At 40.2% G+C, this 26,895-nt stretch carries 24 protein-coding genes; 11 read left to right on the top strand and 13 right to left on the bottom strand.

All coding sequences use genetic code 11. The features are described 5' to 3' along the window. Positions 1-81 precede the first annotated feature (81 nt). From DBX24_RS05425 to kdsA, 3 genes are all read left to right on the top strand, one after another. On the top strand, positions 82-3,585 hold the full coding sequence (locus DBX24_RS05425; RefSeq protein ID WP_160224216.1) for a glycosyltransferase family 117 protein: 3,504 nt from the start codon (positions 82-84) through the stop codon (positions 3,583-3,585). Next, entirely contained in the window at positions 3,585-5,069 is a 1,485-nt protein-coding gene (locus DBX24_RS05420) for a DUF8728 domain-containing protein (protein ID WP_160224215.1), read from the top strand. Before DBX24_RS05425 ends, DBX24_RS05420 begins: the two co-directional genes overlap by 1 nt. 299 nt (positions 5,070-5,368) lie before the next feature. Further along, positions 5,369-6,160 carry a 3-deoxy-8-phosphooctulonate synthase gene (gene kdsA, locus DBX24_RS05415; protein WP_374210787.1) on the top strand — a complete coding sequence of 264 codons (792 nt, stop codon included), beginning with the start codon at positions 5,369-5,371 and terminating at the stop codon, positions 6,158-6,160. Between the two features lie 558 nt (positions 6,161-6,718). Here the strand turns inward: kdsA and DBX24_RS05410 are convergent. Next, positions 6,719-7,495, bottom strand: a complete 777-nt coding sequence (locus tag DBX24_RS05410; protein WP_160224213.1) for a proline and serine-rich protein 1 family protein — start codon at positions 7,493-7,495, stop codon at positions 6,719-6,721. A gap of 143 nt (positions 7,496-7,638) precedes the next feature. Between DBX24_RS05410 and DBX24_RS05405 the strand changes: the two genes are divergently transcribed. Genes DBX24_RS05405 through gldC form a run of 3 tightly spaced genes read left to right on the top strand, consistent with a single transcriptional unit; the run spans position 7,639 to position 11,254 of the window. Next, complete coding sequence (locus DBX24_RS05405) at positions 7,639-9,867, top strand: TonB-dependent receptor plug domain-containing protein (protein WP_160224212.1); 2,229 nt, start codon at positions 7,639-7,641, stop codon at positions 9,865-9,867. Between the two features lie 49 nt (positions 9,868-9,916). Next, positions 9,917-10,894 (top strand): gliding motility lipoprotein GldB, encoded by a 978-nt coding sequence (gene gldB, locus DBX24_RS05400; protein WP_160224705.1) that lies wholly within the window; start codon positions 9,917-9,919, stop codon positions 10,892-10,894. A gap of 30 nt (positions 10,895-10,924) precedes the next feature. Then, positions 10,925-11,254 (top strand): gliding motility protein GldC, encoded by a 330-nt coding sequence (gldC, locus tag DBX24_RS05395; protein ID WP_120489612.1) that lies wholly within the window; start codon positions 10,925-10,927, stop codon positions 11,252-11,254. A 59-nt stretch (positions 11,255-11,313) separates the two neighbouring features. Here gldC and mutY read toward each other — a convergent pair whose 3' ends face one another. After that, positions 11,314-12,366 (bottom strand): A/G-specific adenine glycosylase, encoded by a 1,053-nt coding sequence (gene mutY, locus DBX24_RS05390; protein ID WP_160224211.1) that lies wholly within the window; start codon positions 12,364-12,366, stop codon positions 11,314-11,316. A 47-nt stretch (positions 12,367-12,413) separates the two neighbouring features. On the opposite strand from mutY, the gene DBX24_RS05385 reads away from it, so the two are divergent. Next, positions 12,414-12,704, top strand: a complete 291-nt coding sequence (locus DBX24_RS05385; RefSeq protein ID WP_120489614.1) for an HU family DNA-binding protein — start codon at positions 12,414-12,416, stop codon at positions 12,702-12,704. A gap of 220 nt (positions 12,705-12,924) precedes the next feature. Beyond that, positions 12,925-14,481 carry an Rne/Rng family ribonuclease gene (locus DBX24_RS05380; RefSeq protein ID WP_120489615.1) on the top strand — a complete coding sequence of 519 codons (1,557 nt, stop codon included), beginning with the start codon at positions 12,925-12,927 and terminating at the stop codon, positions 14,479-14,481. Between the two features lie 61 nt (positions 14,482-14,542). Here DBX24_RS05380 and DBX24_RS05375 read toward each other — a convergent pair whose 3' ends face one another. Both DBX24_RS05375 and DBX24_RS05370 read right to left on the bottom strand, forming a co-directional pair. After that, positions 14,543-15,100: a thioredoxin family protein gene (locus tag DBX24_RS05375; RefSeq protein ID WP_160224210.1), complete on the bottom strand. Its 558-nt coding sequence runs from the start codon at positions 15,098-15,100 to the stop codon at positions 14,543-14,545. Positions 15,101-15,141: 41 nt separating this feature from the next. After that, positions 15,142-15,684, bottom strand: a complete 543-nt coding sequence (locus DBX24_RS05370) for a DUF3575 domain-containing protein (protein WP_120489617.1) — start codon at positions 15,682-15,684, stop codon at positions 15,142-15,144. A 404-nt stretch (positions 15,685-16,088) separates the two neighbouring features. On the opposite strand from DBX24_RS05370, the gene DBX24_RS05365 reads away from it, so the two are divergent. Next, entirely contained in the window at positions 16,089-17,741 is a 1,653-nt protein-coding gene (locus DBX24_RS05365) for a peptide MFS transporter (RefSeq protein WP_120489618.1), read from the top strand. Between the two features lie 62 nt (positions 17,742-17,803). Here DBX24_RS05365 and DBX24_RS05360 read toward each other — a convergent pair whose 3' ends face one another. Both DBX24_RS05360 and DBX24_RS05355 read right to left on the bottom strand, forming a co-directional pair. After that, positions 17,804-18,058 carry a hypothetical protein gene (locus DBX24_RS05360; RefSeq protein ID WP_160224209.1) on the bottom strand — a complete coding sequence of 85 codons (255 nt, stop codon included), beginning with the start codon at positions 18,056-18,058 and terminating at the stop codon, positions 17,804-17,806. Between the two features lie 45 nt (positions 18,059-18,103). Then, a complete protein-coding gene (locus DBX24_RS05355) occupies positions 18,104-18,322 on the bottom strand; it encodes a hypothetical protein (RefSeq protein WP_120489620.1) in 219 nt (72 codons plus the stop codon). Between the two features lie 178 nt (positions 18,323-18,500). Between DBX24_RS05355 and DBX24_RS05350 the strand changes: the two genes are divergently transcribed. Next, positions 18,501-19,631, top strand: coding sequence for a hypothetical protein (locus DBX24_RS05350; protein WP_160224208.1), 1,131 nt, complete (start codon positions 18,501-18,503; stop codon positions 19,629-19,631). Further along, complete coding sequence (locus DBX24_RS05345; protein WP_160224207.1) at positions 19,618-20,205, top strand: hypothetical protein; 588 nt, start codon at positions 19,618-19,620, stop codon at positions 20,203-20,205. Before DBX24_RS05350 ends, DBX24_RS05345 begins: the two co-directional genes overlap by 14 nt. Here DBX24_RS05345 and DBX24_RS05340 read toward each other — a convergent pair. From DBX24_RS05340 to DBX24_RS05310, 7 genes are all read right to left on the bottom strand, one after another. Further along, positions 20,154-20,726, bottom strand: a complete 573-nt coding sequence (locus DBX24_RS05340; RefSeq protein ID WP_160224206.1) for a 5-formyltetrahydrofolate cyclo-ligase — start codon at positions 20,724-20,726, stop codon at positions 20,154-20,156. The genes DBX24_RS05345 and DBX24_RS05340 overlap by 52 nt on opposite strands. Before the next feature lie 4 nt (positions 20,727-20,730). After that, positions 20,731-20,961, bottom strand: coding sequence for a ferredoxin (locus DBX24_RS05335; RefSeq protein WP_120489624.1), 231 nt, complete (start codon positions 20,959-20,961; stop codon positions 20,731-20,733). A gap of 15 nt (positions 20,962-20,976) precedes the next feature. Then, positions 20,977-22,236, bottom strand: a complete 1,260-nt coding sequence (locus tag DBX24_RS05330) for a peptidase U32 family protein (RefSeq protein ID WP_160224205.1) — start codon at positions 22,234-22,236, stop codon at positions 20,977-20,979. Between the two features lie 202 nt (positions 22,237-22,438). Continuing rightward, entirely contained in the window at positions 22,439-22,696 is a 258-nt protein-coding gene (locus tag DBX24_RS05325; protein WP_120489626.1) for a TM2 domain-containing protein, read from the bottom strand. 88 nt (positions 22,697-22,784) lie between these two features. Further along, positions 22,785-25,631: a M16 family metallopeptidase gene (locus tag DBX24_RS05320; protein ID WP_160224204.1), complete on the bottom strand. Its 2,847-nt coding sequence runs from the start codon at positions 25,629-25,631 to the stop codon at positions 22,785-22,787. A gap of 106 nt (positions 25,632-25,737) precedes the next feature. Beyond that, positions 25,738-26,211 (bottom strand): copper resistance protein NlpE, encoded by a 474-nt coding sequence (locus DBX24_RS05315; RefSeq protein ID WP_160224203.1) that lies wholly within the window; start codon positions 26,209-26,211, stop codon positions 25,738-25,740. Positions 26,212-26,628: 417 nt separating this feature from the next. Beyond that, positions 26,629-26,781 (bottom strand): hypothetical protein, encoded by a 153-nt coding sequence (locus DBX24_RS05310; RefSeq protein ID WP_160224201.1) that lies wholly within the window; start codon positions 26,779-26,781, stop codon positions 26,629-26,631. Positions 26,782-26,895: the final 114 nt, after the last annotated feature.

The raw sequence follows: 26,895 nt of genomic DNA, 5'->3' as shown, positions 1-26,895 counted from the left end.
GTCCTAAGTGTGCCCCACCGGCTACGGTGTATTTATTTTTAAAACCTTACTTTTGGGGGCGAAAAAAGATTTTGTTGTTTTATGGATAACCAAACTTTCAAAAAGTGGAATACGATTACAGGGTGGGTAGTTTTTGGAATTTCCCTCCTTACTTATCTCTCTACGATAGAGCCTAATTTCAGCTTTTGGGACTGTGGGGAGTATATTTCCTCAGCAGTGAAACTCGAAGTAACCCACGCCCCTGGTGCCGCACTCTTTCAGTTGGTAGGTGCAGTGATGGGGATATTTGCATTGGGGAATGGGGAGTATTATTCATTGGTTATTAATGCAACTTCAGCACTGTTTAGTGCTTTTACGATACTCTTCCTGTTTTGGACGATTACCCATTTGGTGAGGAATATCTTTATCAAATCTAATGGCGAAGCGACTGAAAGCAGCGATATCGCTGTGCTTTTTGCAGGAGTTATCGGAGCACTGAGCTTTACCTTTTCAGATACCTTTTGGTTTTCGGCAGTGGAGGGCGAGGTCTATGCTATGGCATCAATGTTTATCGCATTACTGCTATGGCTCATCGTAAAATGGGAGCGGGAGTTTGATACCCCACACCATCAGCGGTGGCTGATACTTATCTCTTTTATCATAGGGCTTTCGGTAGGGGTACATATGATGTGTATGCTGGCAATACCTGCGATATGCCTTATATTTTATGCTAAGAAATATGAATTTAGCTGGAAGTCTTTCCTCATCGCAAATGGGGTTACGCTATTGATATTAGCCCTTGTCTTTAAGTTTATATTCCCATTGATTATGTCTTTATTTGGGAAGACGGAAATCTTTGCAGTCAATGGTTTGGGACTGCCTTTCAACTCGGGAACAGCGATTGCCTTTATTATCTTGGTGATGCTTTGCCTTATTGGATTAAAGGCTGCCATCCAATCAAAGAAAAGCCTGAACCAAACGATAGCGCTCTCGGTTATCTTTATGATTATCGGTTTCTCGTGCTGGCTGGTCATCCCCATCAGAGCGAATGCTAACCCACCAATGAACCTCAACAACCCCAATACTGCTATTGGGATGCTGGACTATTACAACCGTGAGCAATACGGCGACTGGCCTACGATATACGGACAAAACTACACCGCACAACTCGATAACTACGGCATAGAACGAAACGATGACGGAAGCTATAAAACCATAAAGGATGATGGACTCTTAAAGTTTGGAGATGTGTATGAGCCCGACTACACCACTGGCGAATACCGAAAGGTAGGCGAGCGGTTTAATTATGTATATGCTAAAGCCCACACCAGCTTTATGCCTCGTATGTTTAATGAAAGTGATGATGTAATGAGTAACTACATCTCTATGTACGGAGCTCCTGATTTTGAATTTAATTTTGATAACCCTTACTTAGAAGAAAGCCCAGAGGCAGAACAAGCCTTTGATGAGCTTAGAGCAAAATACGAAGATGGGAGCATAACCCTTGATGACTATCTGGAAGTAAAGAAATATAATCTTATTAAGGTAAAAAAGCCTTCCTTCTGGCAGAACTTCGATTACTTTATCAGCTTTCAGAATGGGTATTATAACTTCCGATATCTTTTGTGGAACTTCGCAGGAAGGCAGAATGATTTAGAAGGGCATATGGAAAATACCAAAGGAAACTGGATTTCGGGCTTCTCTTTCATTGATAATCTTCTGCTGGGCAACCAAGAGGATATGCCAAAGATGTACTCTAATGAGAGTACCGTGAAATTCTACTTCCTACCGCTTATCTTAGGATTTATAGGCTTCTATTTCCAAGTGAAAAGAGACTTCGGGAGGTTCTACGCCCTACTCTCACTCTTCGTACTAACAAGTGTGGGGATTATCTTCTACACAGGAGTAAAACCCTTTGAACCGAGAGAGAGAGACTATGCAATGGTAGGCTCTTTCTACGCCTTTGCAATTTGGATAGGTATAGGAGCTGGGGCTATTTTAAACCTTATCCAGAGGAAGTTTAATAAGAACTCATCCGTCATTTTAACGGGTGTGGTACTGCTCTTTATCCCAATGATGATGGGCTTCCAGAACTATACGCCACACGACAGAAGCAAAAGATATGCAGCGTATGACTATGCCTATTCGGTATTAAAATCATTGAATAAAGACAACATTATTTTTGTCTATGGAGATAATGATACCTACCCACTTTGGGCTATACAAGAAACCGAAGGCTTCCGAGATGATGTAAAGGTGGTTAATTTCACCCTTGCACAGACCCCTTGGTACCTTGACCAGATTAAAAGGCGAACCTATAACTCAATGCCAGTGCCTTCGTCATTAAAGCACGAGGATTACAGAGACGGGACAAATGACCAGATTCTGGTTTTCTCAAAAGAAAGATGGAAAAACTTCTTCGACAACCTTGAAGAAAATGGCTTCCACAAAGATGCTTTCCCAAGTTTCAGAAAATATGCTACGATGGATTCTATCTCGGTGAAAGATGCCTTGAGATTCCTCAAAATTAAATCTGCGGAGAAAGACGAGATACTTAAATTCTACTTTGGAGATACCAGATACGAGAGATTTAACTTCATCCCTTGCAACAGAATGTACATACCTGTAAATAAATCAAACGCGATAAAGGCAGGAATCATTCGCAAGGAAGATTTGCCCAATACAGTGGATAATCTTGTGATTACCTACAAGCCACAAACGATGTTTAAAAACGGACTTATGCTGATGGATATCCTCGCTCATTTTGACTGGAAACGAACGATTAATTTCTCCTCCGGAGGGATTTACGAGGATGAAAATATCTTCTTCTTAAATGATTACTTACAGTTCGATGGCTTTTCCTACCGCCTTGTACCGATACAAACAAAGGAAAAGGAGTCTGGCGAGATGGGAAGAGTAGTGGCAGATGACCTCTACCGCATTGTGAAGAACTATCGCTGGGGGAATTTCAAGGATTTGAGTGTGCATTTTGATGAAACCTGTACTTCTAATATCGTAAGCTATAGGAGCTCTGCCAGCCGTGCTGCCGATGCACTTGCAAGCAAAGGGCAAAAGGCAAAAGCAGTGGAAATACTCGATCTTGCCAATAGGGAAATCCCTGTGAGCAAGTATAACGACCCTCGTTCTTTGAGTTCGATAGTCTATGGCTATATTATTTCTGGTCAAGAAGGGAAAGGGCTAAAGCTGGCAGAAAGCCTGAAAGGAGAAATCTTTAAGGAATATGATTATTATGCAGGTCTGTCTGCCTATGAGCAGAAGTTTGCAGGGAAAACCCTCCGCTCGAAGCCGTTTGAGTACTCATTAGTAGTAGGAGCCGTAGTAGATGCCTATAAAAAGATGGGGAAAGAGGACAAAGGCTATCAATACCTTGTGAAATCCATAGAGCCGATAGACAAGAGGTATGAAAACTTTATAAAAGACCTTGAGCAGATGGGCAAAGAGAAAGCGATGAGAGAGGCGGACAATATACAGAAGATTGCGCCTTTCTACCAGTTCTTATTCGAGGTAATGAAGCCGTATGACTCTACCTACCAAGAGGAAAAACTGAACCAAATAACCAACCAGATAATGAAAGTAACGCAATAATGAAACAGAAACTATCGGTACTCGCAGTAGTCTTCGTCGTTCTGATAAAGTTGCCATTTCTACTGACACACCACATACAGGAAGATGCCTTCATCACTTGGAGAGTAGCTCAGAACCTGCTCGATTATGGTGTGATAGGCTTTAATGGTGATACGAAAATCTCAGCATCTACTACCCACTTGTATGTATTCGTATCTTACTTGTTTAATTTGATATTGGGGAAGGAGAATTTCATTTACCCAATTCTTATTTTTAATTCTACACTCTTCACAATAGGTTCTTACCTGCTGGCTAAGATGCTCCTGGTGAGTGAAAAGCAAAGGGCATTATTCATTTTGATATTCGGGATGCTACCTCCTTCTATCAAGGTATCGATTCTTGGGATGGAATACGGGATTCTCTTCTTCCTTGAGATGAGTCTGCTGTACTACGGCTTCTATAAGGCGAGAAACTGGGCGCTAATCGTGCTGCCACCGCTTATTCTCTTTACGCGGATAGACACGGTGATATTCTTGGGGATTATATTCGTTGCCGATGTGTTGTGGAGAAGGAAAATCAGGTGGTGGTTTGTGCTCGGAGGAGTGATAGGAGTAGGCGCGGCATTATCTTTCAACCTCCTTTACTTTGATGAGGTTGTAAACAACACGATAAAGGCGAAAAGCTTGGCGTATGAGAAGAGCCTGAGCTTTAATGAGCACCTACACCTGTTTTGGATCAACCTCGGGAACTTCTGGGGGATGCTGAAGCTGCCGATGAGCATTAACCCATTCACGATATTGGTTCTCGCGTTTGAACTTTTATGCTTCATCTACCTCATCAGAGAGGGGAAAGAGAGGAATTTCTTCATCATTGCATTGTTTTCCTTTGGATGGGTGAAGCAGGTGGTGTTCCTCTCGCAGAGAAGCTATTTCGATTGGTATTATTGGGTGCCACAGGTCTTACTTTTCGTTCCCGTATTGATATTTGTCATTGAACAAAAGGTAAAAAGAGGGCTATGGGTGGCGAGCTTGTGTGTATTCTACATCTTGCCGATGCTCCTCTTCCAAATGATACACTCCGTAGCGACGGGGAACGGTGAATGGAACTACCGAAGAGGCATCGGGCTGTACTTAAAAGGCTACGAAACCGATAAAGAGGAGTGGATATTCTTAGAACCCGCAGGATTTGTGCCGTATTTCTCTGGCCTGAGGACGATAGACGAGGTGGGGCTGGTGGATAAGGAGGTGCAGGAGGAAATCATCAATGACCGAGAGAACTATAAGTATAACACGATACGAAAACGAGAACCAAAATACATTTTATCTTATACCGACCTGAATGAAGAGCCCCACGCAGACTTCTACAAGGAACATTATAAGCTGCTGAAGAAGTTCCGAATAAAAGAATACCTAAGCAGCGAGAACAAATGGCTTGAAAAAATCTATCAACTGAAGCCCTCAGGGACGGATTATAACCTGTATGAAAGAAAATCAGAGGGCAGATAGCTTTTGGCGGTTAGCTGCTAGCTTTTGGCGATGAGCCAATGGCTGGAGGTGATGGGCGGAGAGCCATTATTTATCGTGCATCGGAGGAAATTAATGCCCGCTATAGTGTGGGCATTTGTTCATTAAATAAAATCAATTAGATTTGAAAGATTTTGGGGTATGCATTAAATAAAAATCATTAGAAGAAAAGTATTTTGCTATATTTATTGAAGAAAATTCATTAGACGCGATAGACAATACGAGATTCATTAAGTAAAATCAATTAAAAATAATATATTATGCTATTAACAGTGGATAAAATGAAGCACACGGACTCGAGGAACTTCTTCCTGATAGCGGGACCTTGTGCGATCGAGAATGAAGAGACAGCTTTTGAGATTGCAGAGCGGGTGCTGGAGCTCTCGAACCGGTACAAAATACCGTATATCTTTAAGGGCTCATTTAAAAAGGCAAACCGCTCAAGGATAGACTCTTTTACGGGCATAGGGGATGAGAGGGCGCTGGAGATTATCAGACGAATCGGGGATAAATATGACCTGCCGACGACGACAGACATACACGAGGTGGCCAATGCTGAACTGGCAGCGAAGTATGTGGATGTGCTACAGATACCAGCCTTTCTCGTGAGGCAGACAGACCTTGTGGCAGCAGCAGCAAAGACAGGGAAAACCGTTACACTGAAAAAGGGGCAGTTCCTTTCGCCAGAAGCAATGCAGTTTGCCGTACAAAAAGTGAAAGATTCTGGTAATAACAAGGTAGGAATTATTGAGCGGGGGAACTCATTCGGTTATACCGACCTTATTGTGGATTTCCGTGGGATTCCAGTGATGCAAAACTATGCGCCAACGATACTTGACATAACGCATTCTCTACAGCAGCCCAACCAATCCAGTGGGATAACGGGTGGAAAGCCTGAGCTGATAGAAACAATAGCCAAAGCAGGAGTAGCAGTAGGTGTAGATGGCCTCTTTATAGAAACCCACCCTGAGCCATCCGTAGCGAAATCAGATGGAGCGAATATGCTGAAGCTCGATTTGCTCGAGCCACTGCTCGAAAAGCTTGTGCGGATACGAGAAGCGATAAGCGCATAGCAGTTGGCTGATGGCTTTTGGCTTTTAGCTTCTAGCTCGAGGGGGAATATTGGTTGGGTTTATGTAGGAAAGGGTAGAAAATTGCTAAAAGCTAATTGCACGAGGGGAATTATTGATAAGAAAAGGATAAATGATAGATATGCAATAGAGATAAAGGCATTCCGGTAGGTGGAATGCCTTTATGCTTTGGTTAAAATAAGGTTTATGATAATTAAAATGGATTATGTTTTAGCTCTTGACGAGCTTACCGAGGGACTCGAGGAGCTGACGATTGTCTTTAAGAGCTATGCCAGCGACTAGATAGAACCTGCTCAGTATCCCTATTCTTAATAGATTACTGGCTTTCCATACTTATCATCATAGTGTTTAGCATATTATAACCCTCTCTTGCTTCCTATCTGATTCTCTATAGATTTTTATTCCTTTGAAGAAAGCCAAGAAGAACTGTTTAGAGATTTCTCAATCAGCAAGTTTAAATAAAAGCCCCACACTGATTTAAGTGCAGGACTAGCGGATTGAATATATAAAATCTGCAATTATGAGCCTTGAAATTAGGGACTATCTTTTGCGAATTTGGGTGAGGAAATGGGTGAAGCGCTCTTTGCCACTCTCGAAGGAGAAAGTCTCGCGGAGCTTGTAGTAATTCTGCGGATCGGCAACGAGAGCGTAAGCCTCTTTGGCGAGGGTGAGCTTGGAATCATCAAAGGAGAGGTCGGACATTAGCATAGCGATTTGGTCGGTAGTGAAGGAAGTAACATCGCGCTGCATTTGGAAGAATTTGAGCTTTTCTCTATCGAACATTTCTTTTTTGTAGAGGGTGAAAAACTGCTCAAATTCGGATTTTCTCATCATACCGATACCGCCGTAGTATCCGTTCCAGAAATCATTCCACTGGCTGCCATAATACCCTTGGTTGGCGGTTCTTAAATCGAGGTCTTCGAGCAGGAAGAGGCCTTTTCGGGAGAAGAAATCGAAGACCATACGGTGATTATTTCTCGGGCGAAGGCTTACTTGGTAGAGGACGATGCCGGAATAGGAGATGGTGAGCTGCTGAGGGCGAGCGGAGAGGTCGAAAAACCGAAAAACGCCATTGGAATTGGTAATCTGCTGATCGCCGACGCTTACGGTAAACCTGCCGACTTCGGGGATTCTTACGAAGACTTCGGCATAGCCATAGTCGTACGGCATAGACCATCTGTAATTTTCTTTTGGCATTAGCTCGATGCGTTCGGAGGATCGGTTTTCGTTTTTAAAGAGCTTACCCGCAGAACCGATTTCCTGAGAAAAGCCTAAAAAAGATACACACGCAAATAAAAGTATAAAGGACTTTTTCATTTTATTAAAATTTGAACGGGTATTAGCGAGTATTATGCCAAAAAAATGAAAGGAGCAAAGCTCGGTGTGATAAATTTTCTATCTGTGGGGTATTTGTTTATATTTGTCTCCACTAAAAAAGGAGTATATTTACCCCAAAGACAATGAGAAAAGTATCTGGATTTATTATAGCCTTAGTGCCGCTGTTTTGCCTTGCACAAAAAGACTCTACGGAGATTAGAGAAAAAAGGATAAAGGAAGTGGTATTCCAAAAGAAAACGAGATTTACGAAACCAACAGACCTGACCGCTGTAAAAGTATCTGCAAGCGATGTAAAAGCAGTATCTACGCTATCGGGAGGAGTGGAAGGAATACTGAAAACCCACCCAAGTGTGAACTCTAACACCGAACTCTCGTCTCAATATATGGTAAGAGGAGGGAATTATGATGAAAACTTGATTTACATTAATGATATAGAGATTTATCGCCCTTTTTTGATAAGAAATTCTCAGCAGGAAGGGATGAGTATCATTAACCCTGATATGGTAGATGTGGTGAGCTTCTCGGCAGGAGGTTTTGAAGCGAAATATGGAGATAAAATGTCTTCTGCACTTAATATCTACTACCGCCAACCAACGAAAAATGAGCTCAGCGGAGAGGCAAGCCTCATCGGAGGAAGACTAACGACAGCACTTGCTACGAAGAACAAAAAGCTATCGGCAATAGTTTCGGCAAGGTACAGGAATACCAATCTTGTCCTCAACACTCTGAATGAAGATACTGACTTTAACCCTCAATATGCCGACCTGCAAGGCTATATTAACTATGATATCAGCGATAAAATAAGGCTTTCCTTCCTCGGATTCTACTCTCAAAATAAATATGAGATGATTCCCAGACAAAAGACAGTGGAATTTGGGACAATATACCAACCCATACAGGTCTCAATAGGATATTCTGGAAAAGAAAAAGATGAATACAGGAATATGATGGGAGTACTCTCCCTTAACTATAAACCCCACAAAAAGTGGAATATCATCCTCGATAACTTTGCCTACCAAAACAGAGAGCGAGAGTATTACCATATCTCATCTGGCTATAAAATACAGACCTTTGACCCAAATACAGGAATCCCTATACCGAACTACGACCTCGGTGGACAAATAGAACACGCGAGAAACGACCTTTTCGTAAGGACTTTTGGCTCCCAGCTAAGAGCGAGATTCTCACCAAGCGTAAATACCGATATAGAAACAGGCATCAAATACGAGAAAGAGGAGATACAAGACCTTACCAATGAATGGCGGTTTGTAGATTATCAAGGCTACTCTACCCCACCGAGTAGTACAATACCAGGAGTGCTGAACGGCGACCCACTGAAAATGAATTACCACATCTGGGGAAATAATAAAGTAAGCCCAAGCAGAATATCAGCATACGCACAGCTCTCTCATAAATTCTTCTGGGGAGAGAATAAAGTATTCATCAATGCAGGGGTAAGAGCACAGCAATGGAGCTTTAATAAAGAGACACTCATAAGCCCGAGAATCCAGCTGGCACTGAAACCAGACTGGGAAAGCGATATTCTTTTCAGACTGGCAGGAGGAGTGTATTATCAGGCACCTTTCTACAAGGAAATAAAGAACCTTAGTGGAGATTTTAACGAGAAAATAAAAGCACAAAGGTCTTATCAGCTCATACTGGGGAATGATTATGAATTCAGTATGGCCAGCCGCCCCTTTAAACTCACAACCGAAGTCTATTATAAGAAAATGGACAGGCTTATACCTTATTATATAGACAATGTACGCACCCGATACGGTGGAGAAAACAATGCAAAAGGCTATTCTTATGGTATAGATGCAAGGCTATTCGGGCAATTTGTGCCTGGAGTAGATTCATTTATCTCTGCAAGCTACGCAAGGGTATTCGAGAATATCAACAACAAAGGCTATATCCCCAGACCCACCGACCAGAGATTCAGATTCTCTATGTTTTACCAAGATTATATGCCGAAATTCCCAAGTATGAAAGTAAGCCTGACATTAGTCTATGCCAGCGGACTGCCCACAGGAACACCAGTACAACTCAACACCGATGGACAGCCCGACTACACCTCTGCCTACAGCTACCAGAGAACCCTGCCCGCATACAAGAGAGTGGATATAGGCCTTACAAAAGTATTTATAGACCAAAAAGACTTTAAAGCAAAGAATAGATTTTGGAATCACTTTAAGGAGCTGAGCCTTGGGGTGCAGATATTTAATGCATTTAATATCAACAATACCGTAGCCAACCAATGGATTTCTGATGTGAATTCTAACAGCATCTATGCCGTACCCGTAAGGCTCACAGGGAGGTTCTTTAATCTAAAATTAGAATTCAAACTCTGATAAACCGAAAAATACTATTTTTGCCAGCCTATTTTGGATTTTAAGAATGATGAATTTTCAGCGAATTATATTGATTTCCCTTGCTCTTAGTACCCTAGCAGTCTCCTGCAAAAAGGAAGAAGCAAACCGCTGGCAAGTAGAAATAAAAGAACCCTCAGCAAAAGTGGAAATTATAGATATATCTAAGGAATACTATAATACCGAGATTCCATTAGAAGAGTTTAAGAAGAAATATCCTTGGTTTCAAGGGACAGTACCCGATGCTGAGTATGAAGAACGAAGGCAAGATAAAGAAGAAGCAAAAATCTATGAAGATGCAATATCCAAACTCAATATTCAAAAGCTGTCCAAAGACCTTGCGGGGCTTTTTAGCCATATAAAATATTATTTCCCAGACTTTAAACAGCCAAAGGTATTTTTGTATTCATCGGCTCTGCAAAGCGCTACAAACCCGATAGCTTACATCCCTGCTGAAAACCTGCTCTTTATAGATATATCAGGCTTTATGGGTAAAGATAATGCTCACTACAAAGGATTAGAACTCTACTTCCAGAAGTCTATGAACCCAAGTAATCTGCTCTCAAAAATTTCGTATGCTTTTGCGGAGTATTTTGTGCCTTATTCGCCAAACGACAGGACATTCATCAGCAGGATGATTTATGAAGGAAAGCTCCTGACGCTACAAGATGCCTTCTTACCCAATGAGCCCGATTACCTGAAAATGAATTATACGCAGGAGCAATACGACTGGTGCTCTACCTATGAAAATAATATCTGGAACTTCTTTGTGGAAAACGACTTGGTTTTCAGTGATGACCAAAGACTCAGCGAGAGGTTTATAGCCCCTGCACCATTTTCAAAATTCTATACCGAGATAGATAATGAGTCCTCACCACAAGTAGGCACATTTATCGGTTGGGAAATATGCAGAGCTTTTTTAAAGGCAAAACCTGACATCAGCCTTCAAGATTTCCTGAAAATAAAAGGCGAAGAGATATTTAAAGAATCCAAGTATAATGGAAAATAGAAAATAAGTGAATTTTAAAAAAGAGATATAATGAGAAAAACGAATATTACCGTAGAAGTAGAGCTTGACGAGAACCACATCCCTGAAAAGATGGCTTGGTACGCACAAGATGGGGGAATAGACAAGCAACCAACAAAAGCAGCAATGATTTCCGTATGGGACGATGAAAAAATGGAAGCCCTACGCCTTGACCTCTGGACAAAAGATATGCAGGTAGAGCATATGAAACGCTTCTATCATCAAATACTTCTCTCCCTTGCAGATACCTACGAAAGAGCAACCAATGAAGAAGACACCGCAATCTGGATGAGAGGCATCGCTGAAGAATTTGCACTCAAATCTGCTATTAAGCAACTGTAGAGTGCGCATCATAGAAAGAAATTATACTTTCCTGATAAAAAGGGAGCTCAATAGCTCCCTCAATGGAAAGATGCCTCACCAACTGCGCTGTGTTTTATATAGTTTTCTAATGGTTTTGGGAAAGACTTGCTCTGAGACTCCTCAAAAGAGGAAATAATAAAATCACCCTCGCTGGCAAAGTCCTCAAAAAGATTTTGATGAGGCAGATTTACGGTGTATATATCTATATTTAAGTTTCTATGGGTGAGTTTATGCTTCACATTTGTGTGCTTAGCGATATACTGCTCCCAAGCCTCTGGCACAGAAACGGGAAATTCATAGAGATTTTTCCAGATAAAGTCAGTTCCCCTCCTGCGAATAAGGAATTTATCCTCAAACGACACAAAATAATAGGTTAAGGACAAGTCTTTAACCTCTGTTTTTTTATTTTTTACGGGAAACAGATTCGTTTTTCCAGTAGAGAATGCCAAGCAATCCTCATTCACAGGGCAAATAATACACACAGGATTCTTAGGCTTGCAAATCTCTGAACCGAGATCCATCATCGCTTGGTTAAAATCTCCCATACGGTTTTCAGGGATAATTTTCATTGATATTTCTGAGAAATACTGAAAGGCGGTGGACTTAGAAATATCATAATCATCAGCAAAAAGACGAGAAATCACTCGGTAAAAGTTACCATCTATGGCAGGATAATCCCCCCCGAAGCAAATACTGGAAACTGCCGCTGCGGTATACTTCCCAATACCTTTAAGTTTGAGTATATCTCGGTACTCTGAAGGAAATTCGCCATTAAACTCCTCTACGATTTGCTTTGCTGCTTTGTGGATATTCATCGCTCTGGAATAATACCCAAGCCCCTTCCAGTGGAGCAAGACATCATCAGTAGAAGCATCGGCAAGGCTTTTTATATCTGGGAATCTTTCGATAAAATTAAGGTAATGAGACATTCCCTGAGCGATTCTTGTTTGCTGAAAAACAACCTCGCAAATCCAGATTTTATAAGGGTTTTTCGTTTTCCTGAAAGGCAAATCTCTACCATAAACCGAGTACCAATCTAATAGCTTCCTACCAATGTTAAGAAAATCAGGGTTTTGTTTGTATGTTTCCAAAAATAAATATTATATTTGCAGTCCAAAATTAAAAATAAAATTAGGAAATGACAAAGGCAGAATTAGTAGCCGCAATTTCAAGCAAATTGGGGACTGAAAAAAACGAAACACAGAGAATAGTTGAAGCGTTTATGCAAGAAATCAGAGCTTCTCTATATAATGGAAACAATGTGTACCTAAGAGGTTTCGGTTCTTTCATCGTAAAGACCAGAGCAGCTAAAACAGGTAGAAATATCTCTAAAAACATAGCGATTGAAATCCCGGCGCACAACATTCCAGCTTTCAAACCAGCGAAAACATTTGTAGAGAAAGTAAAAACAAAAGTCCCTGTGAAGTAATTGAGTTAACTGAGTATTAATAATAAATAATTGTAAATTATGCCAAGCGGAAAGAAAAGAAAAAGACACAAGGTAGCGACGCACAAAAGAAAAAAAAGAAGAAGAGCTAACAGACACAAGAAAAAATAGTGCTCTTTATTTGATAGCATAATATAGTTAATGATAATTTTATCATTGACTATATTTATTTATGTATAATTTTTAATTTCCAGTAAGTAAGATGAAAAAAGAACTCATCGTATCTCACGAAGACGGACACACAAAAATAGCCCTACTAGAAGATGGTAGACTCTTTGAACTACACGAAGAGCAGGGCAAAAATAAGTTCGTAGTAGGAGATTTATTTCTGGGAAGGATAAGGAAATTGGCACCGAACCTCAATTCGGCTTTCGTCAATATAGGATACGAAAAAGATGCTTTCTTGCATTATCAGGATTTGGGACCTGATTATTTGAGCTTTAAAAAGTATATCAACGATATTTTTTCTAAAAGGCAAAACACTTCCAGCCTTAAAAACTTTGAAATCCAAAAAGAAATAGACAAACACGGTACGGTAGACAAAGTCCTTTCAAAAGACGATATCGTCCTCCTTCAAATTACCAAAGAACCTATTTCTACCAAAGGTCCACGGATTTCTACTCAAATCTCCATTACAGGCAGATTTATGGTACTCATCCCTTTTGATGATAAAATCTCAATATCAAAAAAAATCAAGAACTCTGAGGAGAAACACAGGCTCAGAACTTTAATCGAGAGTATTAAACCCGAAGGCTTCGGAGTAATCATCAGAACCGTAGCAGAAAATAAGAAAGCTGCTGACCTCCATAATGATATGTACTCACTCATCTCCAAGTGGGAAAATGTATTTAAAAACATACAAAGGCATAAAGTACCATCAAAAGTCCTTAGTGAAGATGATTTAGCATCGTCTATCTTGAGGGACAACTTCAACCAAGATTTCGTAAATATCATTTGCGATGATGAAAAAATGGTTGATGATATGAAAAATTATCTGGAAGTCATTGCTCCTGAAAGGAAAAACATCGTTCAGTTTTATGACTCTCATATTCCCCTCACGGAGTATTACAATGTAGAGAAGCAGCTCAAGCAGAGCTTTGGGAAGCATGTAAACATCCCTGGTTCCAAAGGAGCCTATTTGGTTATTGAACACACAGAAGCCCTCCATGTAATCGATGTGAACTCTGGGCACAATGTAGTCTCTGGCACTACTAATAGGGAACATGCCCTCACTGTAAATAAAATAGCGGCTACAGAAATCGCACGCCAGCTAAGACTCAGAGATATGGGAGGCATTATTGTGATTGATTTTATAGATATGCCCCTCCCCGAACAACGAAGACAGCTCTACGACCACTTCCGCGAAGAGATGAAGCGGGACAAGGCGAAGCATAAAATACTCCCACCAAGTAAATTCGGGCTCATACAAATGACCAGACAAAGAGTGCGCCCAGAGATTAATATTAAAACACAGGAAGAAAATCCAAATGCAGGTGGGGAGATTATAGCACCTATTGTCATTATAGAGCGAATAGAAGAGAGTATAAAAAACATCATCCAAACCGAGAGAGGGAAACTCTTTCTCCATGTACATCCCTTTGTAGAAGCCTATCTTACAAAAGGTGTAAAAAGTACACGAGTAGATTGGTTTTTAAAATACAAAAAATGGGTATCCATCATTCCGAGAGACTCGTTCAAATACTTAGAATTTAGGCTCTACAACAGCAAGAAAGAAGAACTTTTCAGTTATTCTAATTAATTTTATCCTATCCCTTAATCAAAAAAATCCCCATTGCAAAGCCGCAGTGGGGGTTCTCTTTCTATTCATTTCCCGTTTGGACAAGTATCCTCAGCGTTTTCTCTAATTCCTTTGCCCGCACAAAGCCATTAAGACGATACACCTCCTCGTTCTTCGAGTTGATGAAAACCATCTGCGGATACACCCGCTCCTCATCTCCAAGCAGCAAATCCACAAGCTGATGCTCCCCCGCCCCCCTTCCCCTTGGGCGATATTTGAGGATTTTCCCCGCAAACTGAACTTCATCCTTGCTCTCCGCATCAAAGCTGACGAAGTAGAAATTCTCATTGAGCAGCGCCTCCACCGTTTTGTTTCTAAAAGTAGTCCTCTGCATCGCTTTGCAGTACTGGCACCAGTCCGTATGCAGAAAAACGACCGTAATTCTCCTCTGCTCTTGGTTCAATCGCTCTATATCACTCAGATTATAGGACTTAATCTGAGAAAGACAAGTACTAAAGCCCCCAACAAGGAACAAAAACATCGCAATAAGGAGCATTTTTAATGGTTTTTCTTTGGATTTCATCGTTTCTTCTTTTTTCTTGGCAAAGCTATCAAAAAAATGGATTACAGCATTTGCCATAATCCATTTTAACTATTGTTTAATTAAATAAATCTATCTAATTAGAAAGAGTAACCCAGTGCTACTCCGAATGAAGGAAGTACACCTCCTCCTTTCAAATCTAAAGTTTGGCTATTCGTATCACCGCTATAGCTAAATGAGGAATAAGTAAATCCTAAACTTAAGTCTAAAGTAAATCCACTATCCCAAATCCATTGGTAACCACCTCTTGCTCCAAGACCAAAAGCATTAAAGTCGCTTTTTGCTTCTTGAACAGGTCCTCCAAAGAAATTAGGAGTCTCTAACTTTACACTCCCTCCTTGGTAGAATACAATCCCTAAACCGTACCAGCCTCTAAGAGCCTCCTCAAAGTAGTATCTGTATGCAAGGTTAGCTCCAAAGCTGCTATACTTAGCCCCTCCGAATTTAAAACCACCTAAACCAAGACCTCCACCCACAGATGAATGCTCTCCGATAGCTCTTTCATAATTTACCAAGTCTGTTCCCCCTAAAAGAGCAAACGGATTAGCCTTGACCGAATTCTTCTGTTGTGCGCTTAGTGCTCCAAAAGCTGCTAACGCACCCACTAATAAAACTTTTCTCATTTCTATATAATATATAAATTCTATAATATTTTTCTTATCACAAATAGTATTTTCATTAATTCATCACAAATAGAGGCCTTTATAAAAATTTTCAAGCCTTATCCATAAAGAAAAACAATACTTTCGTTCTTAAAATTGCGCGAATATATAAAAACTTTATGATAAAATTAACTTAATTCAATATGATTTTTAACATATCTATTGCCGATTAATAAAAAAAAGTATTTTTGGGAGGCAAAAGCGTTTTCACCATCGCAAATGAGGCAAATGAGTTTTGTTTGATGCAATCTGTGCACGCAGACAGATGATTTTTAATCTTCATCATTCAATCCCTTAATACATCTGCCATCAATTAATAAAAAAAAAGTATTTTTGGGAGGCTTAACAAAAAAAATATTTTTTATATGATGAAACATCCTAAAGGTTTGCCGTTTCTCTTCTTTACGGAGATGTGGGAGCGGTTTGGTTACTATCTCATTCTCGGGATTTTTGTGCTGTATATGATAGACCCGACCGACAAAGGAGGTCTGGCGATCCCCGACAAGGCTGCAGACGATATCTTCGGGACTTTTATTGCCCTCACCTACCTTACGCCCTTCCTCGGTGGGTTCTTGGCAGATAGAGTTTTGGGCTATACCAAAGCGATCTACATCGGTGGTGCGCTGATGGGGCTTGGGTACATCAGCCTCGGGCTCTCACAGGAGCTGCCAATGTTCTACCTCTCTATGGCGCTGATTATTCTGGGTAATGGCTTCTTCAAACCGAGCATCTCGACGCTTCTCGGCAACCTCTACACCGAAGAGCCCTACAAGAAATACAAAGACGCGGGCTATAATATCTTCTATATGGGGATCAATTTCGGTGCGTTTATCTGCAACATTATCGCGGCGTTTATGCGGAATAAATTCGGCTGGAGCGAGGCATTCATCACCGCTGGCGTAGGGATGTATGTGGGGCTCATCGTGTTTAGTTTTGGGCTAAAACACATAAGGCACGCCAATGTTTTGAAGCCAAAACAAGAGGGCGATATTGGTTTGGGAAGCATCATTATGAAGGTTTTCGTACCTGCAATTGCGATAGGCGTATTGGGGTGGATGATTCCTGGGAATTTGTTTGGTAGCGACTCTACCGATGCCTTTATCTTCGCCTGCCTGCCTATCGTGGGCTTTTACTTGAACCTCTACTTCCGCTCGAATAAAGAGGACAAGCGATCCATAGGTGCGCTGCTCGCGATTTTTGCTGTGGGGATAATGTTCTGGGCAGTGTTTAAGCAGAATGGAACTGCCCTCACCCGATGGGCGAAATATTACACCGACAGGAGCGTACCGAAGAGCTTGGAACGGCCGCTGGAAAGCATCTACCTTGTAGAGGTAAAGGAATACAAGGACCAGGAAGTTCCCGTGTATGATGAGCAATTCCGCGCCCAAAAAGATGAGAACAAAAACGATATAAAGGAAACAGGAAAAGATGTTTATTTTAAAAATATAGGTCGTGAGCAGCGTGCTCAGCTTGAAAAATCACCCGAACCGAAACTCTTTCTCTACAACCCCGAGCTGTTTCAGTCGATCAACCCATTTTGGGTCATCGCCCTTACGCCAGTGGTGGTCGGTTTTTTCTCATTGCTCAGAAAAAAGGGCAAAGAACCCACTACGGCAAGTAAAATCATCTTGGGGATATTCATTTCATCGCTCTCCTGCCTTGTGATGTACTTTGCAGTAGTGGCGAGTGGCAACGGGGAGGTAAAAGTCTCACCGCTTTGGCTTGTAGCGTCTTACGGAGTAATTACGATTGGGGAGCTCTGCCTCTCGCCTATGGGGCTTTCGCTTGTCTCCAAACTCTCACCACCGAGGATTACGGCGCTTATGATGGGGGGGAACTTCCTTGCGGTGTCTATCGGGAACAAACTCTCTGGGATACTCGCAAGTATGTGGTATGACTACGAAGATAAAGCGAATTTCTTTTTGGTAAATTTTGCACTGCTGATCGTAGCCTTTATTATAGGGCTCTCCATACTCAAAAGCCTGAATAAAATTATGCGGGAGAAAGATTCTGAGTAGGTTGCAAACAAAAAAAGGAAGGATTTCTAAATCCTTCCTTTAATTTTAATCTACTTACAAAATTATTTTGCAGCAGCTTCACCTTCAGCTGGAGCAGCAGCTTCGCCTTCAGCAGGAGCAGCAGCCTCTTCAGCAGGAGCAGCTTCTTCAGCAGGAGCAGCCTCCTCAGCAGGAGCAGCTTCTTCAGCAGCTGGAGCTTCTTCTTCAACAACTACTTCAGTAGAATCAACATTTGCATCAGCGTCAGCAGATGCCTCTTTTTTGCAAGCTACAAGAGCTAGAGCAGCTACAGCTGCTACGAATAATGACTTTTTCATAATATAAAAAATATTTAAAAATTAAAAAATTACTTTCTTTACTAATTAGTGAGCCGCTTTGTGAGCCTCCTCTTCTAATTCTTGCTCTGCCTCTGCTTTTAGAGAATCTGATACCTCAGGTGCTTCTTTCTGCATAAGCATCATATCCTCTGTGGATAAAGAATCTTGTGCTTCGGCGGTTACATCCTCGTATATAAAGGCTTCTTTTTTGCAAGCTACAAGAGCGAAACCCGCAAGAGCTACTATAAATAATGACTTCTTCATCATTCTTAATTTGAGCTTTAAAACATTCTGCGTCTTCTCTGTTCCTCAATTGAACGAAGCAAAAGTATTATACTTAGGTAGTGTTGCCCATAAAAAATAATTGTAATACATTTGCAAATGTTGATTTACAAATAAAGACAATTACAAATCAATAATTTAATTATATTTTATAAAATCAGTGGATTTAGAGTTTTTACATTTTGAGCAATTAAAAAAGGAAATTCAGGCTCAATATTTAAAGAACCACACCCCTTCATACGATGATATTTCTAAATGGAAGGGGATTGATATTATATACTTCCAAGAGGATTTAAGGAAGATTGCAAAGGGCAATATAAGTGAAAAATCTTTCTATACATATTTCAAAAGCAGCACAATAAACAAGTTGCCAAGAATAGATATGCTAAATCTACTGTCTCTGTATGCGGGATATGCGTCCTGGTTTGAGTTTAAAAAACAACACAAAGAGACAGAAGGCTTTATTGAAGAGGTTCAGAACCGTAGTAAAAACAAAACAGAAAACACAGCAATAACTTCCCCAAAACAAGAGCAAAAAGCACCAAATACTCCAGAAAAAAATCTTATCCAAGAATCTGTTTTACAAAAATCAGATATTGAAAACCAAAGAAATAACCAAAAAGAGAGCTTAACCCAACATAGAAATAAAAGACACAGAGCAAAAGAATATGCTTGGATAGGGCTTTCCGTAATATTAGCTGTATGTGCTACCCTTTTAGGGTTTAAAGATTTAATCTTTGGAAGAACTTTTACTTACTGCTTTACAGATGCTGACAGAAGTTCTGGCGTGCTCTCTACTATTGAAGTAAAGGTCTTTAAACAAGATGAATCTCCTCTTATATACAAAATAAAGCCTGGAGACTGTTTTATATATCATACAAAAGATAAAAATTTAGTTATGGAAATAACTTCTCCTTTTTATGAAAATCTAAAAGTAACAAGGAATTTAGAAAATGCCCCAAAAGAGGAGAATATAGACCTAAAACCCGATGATTATAAGTTTGCTTTCTATTATTTTTCGCGGAAAGACATCTCTGGAAATACAGCAGAAGACCTCATCAGCCAAAAAAGAAAGGAACTTGAAAACAGAATTAGCGATGATGCCATTATAAAACAGATATATGACAGTGATATTTATGGTGTAGAAACCATCAGCAAGGAAAAATATATAACGCTGGTAACTACGCCAACAACCTCGCTTAAAAACCTTAATCTATTAGAAATGAAAAGAAACGAAAAAGGAAAAATCATTTCTATCAAATTTAAAATTACTGACAATGAAAAGAATTAATCATATAATATCAATCTTTGCTATTGGAATAATTTTTCTGTCTTCCTGCTCTAAAAAATTGGACAAGGTAAGCGAACTCGACATCCTTCGCTCCAATACCAACACTAAAAGCTATCCAGCAGTGCAGATGGATAGCGCACAAGCAATTAATTCTATCACCAAACAAAAAGTGCAGGAACTCATTGACCTTTCTGCCTTATACCTTGAAGGAAATCAAGATACACAAATAGATTCTGCTATTTTCAAGCAAATGCAGGCTTATTTCTATCAGCCTGATTCATTAACCTTTAAGCCTTTATTCAAAGAATTGCAAGACCATAGAGTAAAATCTGCAAAAGTAAATCACCTCGAAGTATTTAAAGATATACAAGACACTGATACACTGGATATGGCAAAATTCAGTGTAGAATATTTTGATAGAAATAACAGGAGAATTGGTGAGTTTAATAGAAGTGCTCAGTATATTCTTGTAACACCCAACAAAGAGAGTAAAGAATTTAAATTTTTCTTTCTTAAGTTTTATCAGGACCTCTTACCGAAGAATGACAGTATACCTGAAGGAGAAACGAGATAATCCACAGGAACATCTATGGAAAAAACATCATCTATGCTCTCAAACGGAGGGAAATAGCTCAGCCCTACTTTTAAGCAATCGGCATTTATCTTCTTGAAGAAAGCATCATAAAATCCCTTTCCATAACCTATCCTGTTTCCCTTCTCATCGCAGTATAAAAGAGGTGTAAGAACCATATCAAAATGACAAATATCCTCCTCGTTCTCCTTTGGCTCAAGAATATCCCATTTGTTTTTTTCTAAAAGGGTAGACGAAGTAAAAGGTATGGATAACAAACTATTTCCGGCAACCTTAGGGACAAACACATTAACCCCTATCTCCCAAAAATGGTTGATAAATAAAAAAGTATCTATCTCTTTAAACTTTTGAATGGGGAGAAAACAATGTAGGCTCTGCCCCTCTTTAAGACTAAATTCTGAAATAAAATTCTGAAATATCTGGTATGAAAGCTCCTTTACCTCATCATCCGACAGGGATTTTCTTCTATTAAGATAAATTTCTCTCAGCTCAGACTTAAGCATTTTTTTATATCTCTTTTACACTGATAATCTTTACAGGACAAGCTTTAGCAGCTTTATCACAAGGTTCAAAAGCATCTTGCAAAGGAGTTTTTACCGTATGAAAGCCTTTCTTCTCTACAGATTTTAAGAGGACTGATTTACCATCTTTTTTAGACATACGGAAATATTCAGGTGCAAACTCCGCACAGTAGTTGCACCCGATACATTTATCCCGCTGTAGTGTAATGATAACCATATTTATAGCCTTTGGTTATTTTACCATCTGCTCATTCTTCACAATCTTATAGAGCTTGTCGCTCGGTCTTACCCTAAAATCTGTTTTAAAGGTAATGACATCGCCCTTTACTGCTTTCTTATGGTCTGGTTTGGTATCTACCATCATATTTTCTACAACCAGCTCTTGGGAGCCCGTTGTAGGTCCTTGTACTAATATTTTATCGCCTTCATTAAGGTCAAAGGCTTCAATTAGAAACTCTGCAATATTAGATTTAGGGTAGAAGTGCTGCCCTTTACCGATATAAACTTTCTTTTGTGTAGCATTGGAACCTGGATTTGGAGACCACTCCCCAAGTTTCTGACCGAGATAATACCCAGACCAAAAGCCTCTGTTATACACTGTTTCTAATCTACTCATCCAGTCGGCTACTTTTTCTTGGGAATAGGTGCCATCCGCTAGGGAGTCTATCGCCTCACGGTAGCATTTTGTCACGGTTGCCACATATTCTGGCGCCCTGCCCCGCCCTTCTAATTTGAGGACTTTTACTCCTGCATCTACGATTTGGTCAAGGAAATTGATGGTACACAAATCCTTTGGTGACATCATATATTCGTTGTCTAGTTCTATTTCAAAACCGCTTTCTTGGTCTATCACGGTATATTTCTTACGGCAGTTTTGCTTACACGCTCCTCTATTCGCGGATGAATTATGAGAGTGAAGACTTAGATAACACTTCCCAGAAACCGCCATACAAAGAGCTCCGTGACCGAATAGCTCTATCTCTACAAGGTTGCCCGATGGTCCTTTAATCTGCTCTTTCTCTATTTGTTGGCAAATCTTCTTTACTTGGCTAATGCTCAGTTCTCGACTCATTACCATAGTATCGGCAAAGAGTGAATAAAACTTCACTGTTTCTATATTCGTGATATTAATCTGGGTAGAGATATGCACCTCCATACCGATTTGTCTTGCATAGGCTATTACCGCCTGATCCATTGCAATCACAGCGGTGAGTTCTGCTTCTTTCGCCTTATCCAAAAGTGTTTTGATGATGGAAAGGTCGTGGTCGTAGATAATTGTATTTAGGGTAAGATAGGTTCTCACTCCTTTTTCTTTACATCTTCTGCTTATTTCCTGTAAATCATCAATCGTAAAATTCATAGAGGCTCTTGCTCTCATATTGAGCTGCTCTACACCAAAGTATACTGAATCTGCTCCATTATCTAATGCTGCCTGCAATGAGATAAAATCACCCGCAGGAGACATTAATTCTATTTTCCCTGACTTTGTCATTTATTTTTCTAAAAATTTCGGCAAAGATAATCATTTTTACCTACCGCATAATGGCTGTAAGCGAGCCACATTAAACCATAAAAAAGCCCCACTACTCTTGCAGTGGGGAAGATTTAATCTTATTAAAACTTTAAATTATGGAAATTTTTATCTTTAAATCAAAAAAAAAGCGAGAGTATTTATTTACTCTCGCTTTATCTTTTTAGAACCAAGGTTTTTGATTCACCTGATAAGTTTCTACGAATTCTTCATCAGATTTCATAAGATATATAACACCTTCTATAATAGACACTATACCAGAAGCCCCACAAGTAATAAGACCTACAACAAGCTGGATAATACCCTCTTTTTTATAACCTAAATAGAATTTGTGAACCCCTAAGTAACCAAGTAATATTGCTAAAACACCAGCTACTACTCTTTTACTTTCTTGACCGTTTGTTAAATTTTGCTCTGACATAAAAAATAATTTTTTGTTTTACATTTGTTTTTATCGATTGCAAATATAGATAAATTTCATTTAATACAAAATATTTTTATTATTTTTCTTAAAAATTAAAGATTTGCTCCTTTGTAAGGTGCTCAAAAGAGCTAAAACTTGTAAAAGTAGAATGATTATTACCAAGCAGAGCGGTATTATAGGTTTGGTTCTTTATATAAACATTATAGAAAGCCTCCAAAGTATCAAGATTGAGAGAAAGAATTTCATTATACATATCTTTTCGGATATCGTAATCTATGCCGAGCTTTTTGAGATGATGATAATTAAAGAAAATATTCGTACGCTTTATCCTGCCCGTTTGAATTTTTTTAAGAGCTGATTTCCTTGCAGTATCAAACTGCGATTGAAACTTCGGAAAGCTGGACATAAGCTCATCTAAAGTACTGATTGCCACAAAGAGTTTGTCTGGCTGGGTACCGATATAAGAGGTAATATAATCTGACTGATAGAGCTCCTCTGCCGATTGATACGAAACATACACAGAATACGCAAGGCTCTTGCTCTCCCTCATCTCCTGAAAGACTACGGAAGACAACCCTCTCCCAAAGTATTCATTAAAAACGCTAATCTTCCCAAAGTTGTCTTTATTTACTTCCAGCCCTTTTGCTACTCTGCACATCTCTACCTGTACCATATCATAATCGGTAAAGAATACTTTTTCCTGAGTATCGGGCTGGTTAAAGGCTTCTTGGGTGGGGATTTCCTTTGTAATGGGTTTCATTAACCCAGCGATGAATGATTTAAAACCTGCTTTATTCTTTCCATAGTAGAAGACCTCATAAGGCAGGTCCTGAAGAGACTTAATTTTATCGGTAAGCTCCTGTATATCGATGCTGAGTAGTCTTTCCTGCGGGATAATATTCCTAAATCTGGAATGTGCTCCATACTTCGCATAGCTCATCAGGGCCTTCATTATTCGCCCTTTATCGTTTTTCTGTGCTTCTCGCCCTTCCAATATCGATTGCACAAGAGTAGCGTATATTTCTGTATCAGGTTTCACTTTCTCCCACCACTCATAGAGGAGCTTTGTGCCCTTCTGAATATTCTCCTCTAAACCAATAAGATGAATATGCACCTGCTCATTAGAGGTTTTAAGGTGATAGCTCACCCCTATTTTATAAAATTCTTGTTTGAGCTCCTGCGGAAGGTAATGCTCCGTACCGAGATATTCCAAAAGCTGCACAGCAAGCACCCATTCTTTATCGTGATCCGAGCCGAAAGGGAATAGAAAATGTACCTGTGCTATATCATTATATTCATTTTGTACAAAGCTGAAACTCCTCTCCTGTACAGCATCTTGCTTTATTGCTTTCTGATAATCTATAAACTCTGGTTCTATATCTTCAGATTCTGTATTGAGGATTTCTTTTAAGAATGCAGACTCTTCCTCTCTGTTAATCTGTACAGGGGTAATGTTCGGATTCTCTACCCGTATAAGGTGAGTATTCTCTCCCTGCTCCTTATAGACTACGGCATAATTTTCCTGAAAGAAGCTATTAGCAAAAGCTACTACTTCCGCTTTAGTAATCTGTTCATAGAGGCTCAACTCTTCGAGCTCTTCCTTCCAGCTCCTTCCTTTTATATAGACATCATAGAGGTTTGATGCTAGTCCATTCGCGGTTTCTAAGGCTTTTAATCGCTGAAACTTAAAATCATTAATAATGGCAGGGATTAACCAATCTGGGAAATCTCCTTTTTTAATGAGATTAATTTGCTCTTTAATCATTTCTACACCTGCCTCCAGCGAGTCTCCATCTTTTGGAACAATGACTGCCGAGAGATATCCATATTTCTTAAACCCTACAGAATATGCCTGTGCATAAAGTGCTGTTTGCTTTTGGTTAATATTCAAATCTATAAGCCCAGCCTCTCCCCTATTGCTCAGAATATTGGCAACTACATCTGCCAGCATAGACTCCCTTGTGCCGTAGCTATCGGTGCGCCAAGCGAGCTGCACTCTGGGGATAGTAGGGCTTTTAATCACTCTGCTGACCACCTGAGTCATCGGTTCTTCTATTATATCTTCCTGAGAGGGGAGAGCCTTGTATTCCAAACTTCCAAAATATTGGTCAATGAGTTTAATACTCTCCTCAAAGTCAATATCCCCCACGAGTACAAAAGCATAATTATTGGGCACATAATAAGTAGAAAAGTACTCATAAATTGCTTTCATAGATGGATTTTTAAGGTGCTCTGCCTTGCCAAGAGTAGTCTGCTGACCATTAGGATGGGTCGGGAAGAGGAGCTCCATCAGTGCTTCATTTACGGTACGGGCATCGTTATCTTGGCTGCGGTTAAACTCCTCATAGACCGTTTCCAGCTCGGTATGGAAAAGCCTTAGCACCAAATCCGAAAAGCGCTCTCGCTCTATTCTCAGCCACTTTTCCAGTTCGTTTTTAGGGATGGAGTTTTTATAAACGGTTTCGTCTATCCAAGTATGTGCATTAGTTCCCACCGCTCCGAGTGAAGAGACCGCCTTGTCATACTCATTTGCCAATGCATACTTGCTTGCCTCCTGAGAGAGCCTGTCTATCTCGTTATAGATTTCCTTTTTCTTATTGGGGTTTTTCTCTACCTTATGCTCCTCAAAGAGCAGAGCGAGGGTATCGAGGAGGGGTTTTTCTTTCTCCCAGTCTAATGTTCCGAGTTTGGAGCTCCCCTTAAACATCATATGCTCCAAGTAGTGGGCAAGCCCTGTATTATCCTTCGGGTCTCGGTTGCTGCCCGTGCGTACGGCAATATAGGTCTGTATCTTTGGTGTATCAAAATTCTGTGCAAGGAATACCGTAAGCCCATTTTTCAAGGTATAAGTTCGTACTTTGTTTTCATCATTTGCTACGGTAGTATAGGCGTATCCGTTGCTGTCTGTATGCTTTTCTTCCTGATAAATCATTATAAATCTAAAAAGACTGCAAATTTATATCTTATGATGAGATAATGAAATATCCCTTTAACCAATGCGATTAAAGGGATAGAAATCATTAAAAATGTGCTTTCGCTTACTTTTTCGTAAGGATGTAATTCGAAGCAAGCTCTCCTTCCACTCTCTTACCGTCTGTATCTAAGAAGTAGAGTTTATCGCCATCTACTTCATACAGAGAGGAGCCTTCTTTTACTCCCTCCAAAGTTACTCTTTTGGTAGCAGAGTCGTAGCTAAACTTACCTTCTAACTTATCAGGAGTGGCATCTTTTGCCTTTTCCCCCTGATACTTAGATTCTCTCACATAGCTTCCGTCGGCATTTAGGGTTAATGTTTCCTCTATACCCTCACAATCCGCACACGGAAGCACACCTGCGTAAGTCCCTGCAATAGCACCGAGCTCTTCACTCGCTACAGGAATTGCATCTGCCGGCAACTCATCAGATGCAGAAGCACTGTCCTCCACAGGAGTTTCTACAGATTCCGGTTCAGATTTCTTACACGCCGCTAATAAAAGCCCCGCACATAGCAAAGGCAACATCATTTTTTTCATTTATATAATTTTTTGCACCCTCCTCTCAAATTCTATGCCAGCCGTAGCACGGCAGGCACTTAGACCCTTCGCAGGGCAGGCACCCACTGTGTGGGACACACCCGTAGCACGGGAGGCATTTAATCACAGCGTGGGGAGCACATAGGACAAGCTATCTGCTAAAAGCCAACTGCCAGAAGCTCCTTACCATAAACTAATCGTGCACCGCTTACTGCCTAAAGCCTATTGCTAAGAAGGAAGGGTGGCCTCCTTAAAAAAAAATGATTAGTAGTAGGAGCACGATGTGCTCCGCTCATAACCGTCATCTTTTAATCTCAATAATAATATTGCTCGGTTTCTATTTCTTTTTTATCATTTGAAGTATTTAATCCATCGCTGATTTTATTGCTCATTCTTGAGCTTACTCTTTATCTAAGTTTAATAGGCTGGCTTAGCTAATGAGTATCGCTCGGGTGGGCGAGACACCTTCGCCCGAGAGAGCGAGACACCTTCGCTCGGGCGGGCGAGGTCGTCTCGCTTTTCTAATTGCCCAAAGAGGATAGCAATATACAACCTTAACAACTCTATCATAGCAAGTTATACGATTATTCTAACCACACACCACCAATAGCCAGAAGCCACTTGCCTACTGCTTTTATTTTTTTAAATTTGTGAGCTATTAAACAATAAATAATCAATACCACT

The organism is Bergeyella cardium (genome assembly GCF_009914665.1).
GTDB lineage: Bacteria > Bacteroidota > Bacteroidia > Flavobacteriales > Weeksellaceae > Bergeyella_A > Bergeyella_A cardium.
The sequence above is the reverse complement of the archived record's forward strand: the minus strand, read 5'-3'. Positions and strand labels throughout refer to the sequence as shown.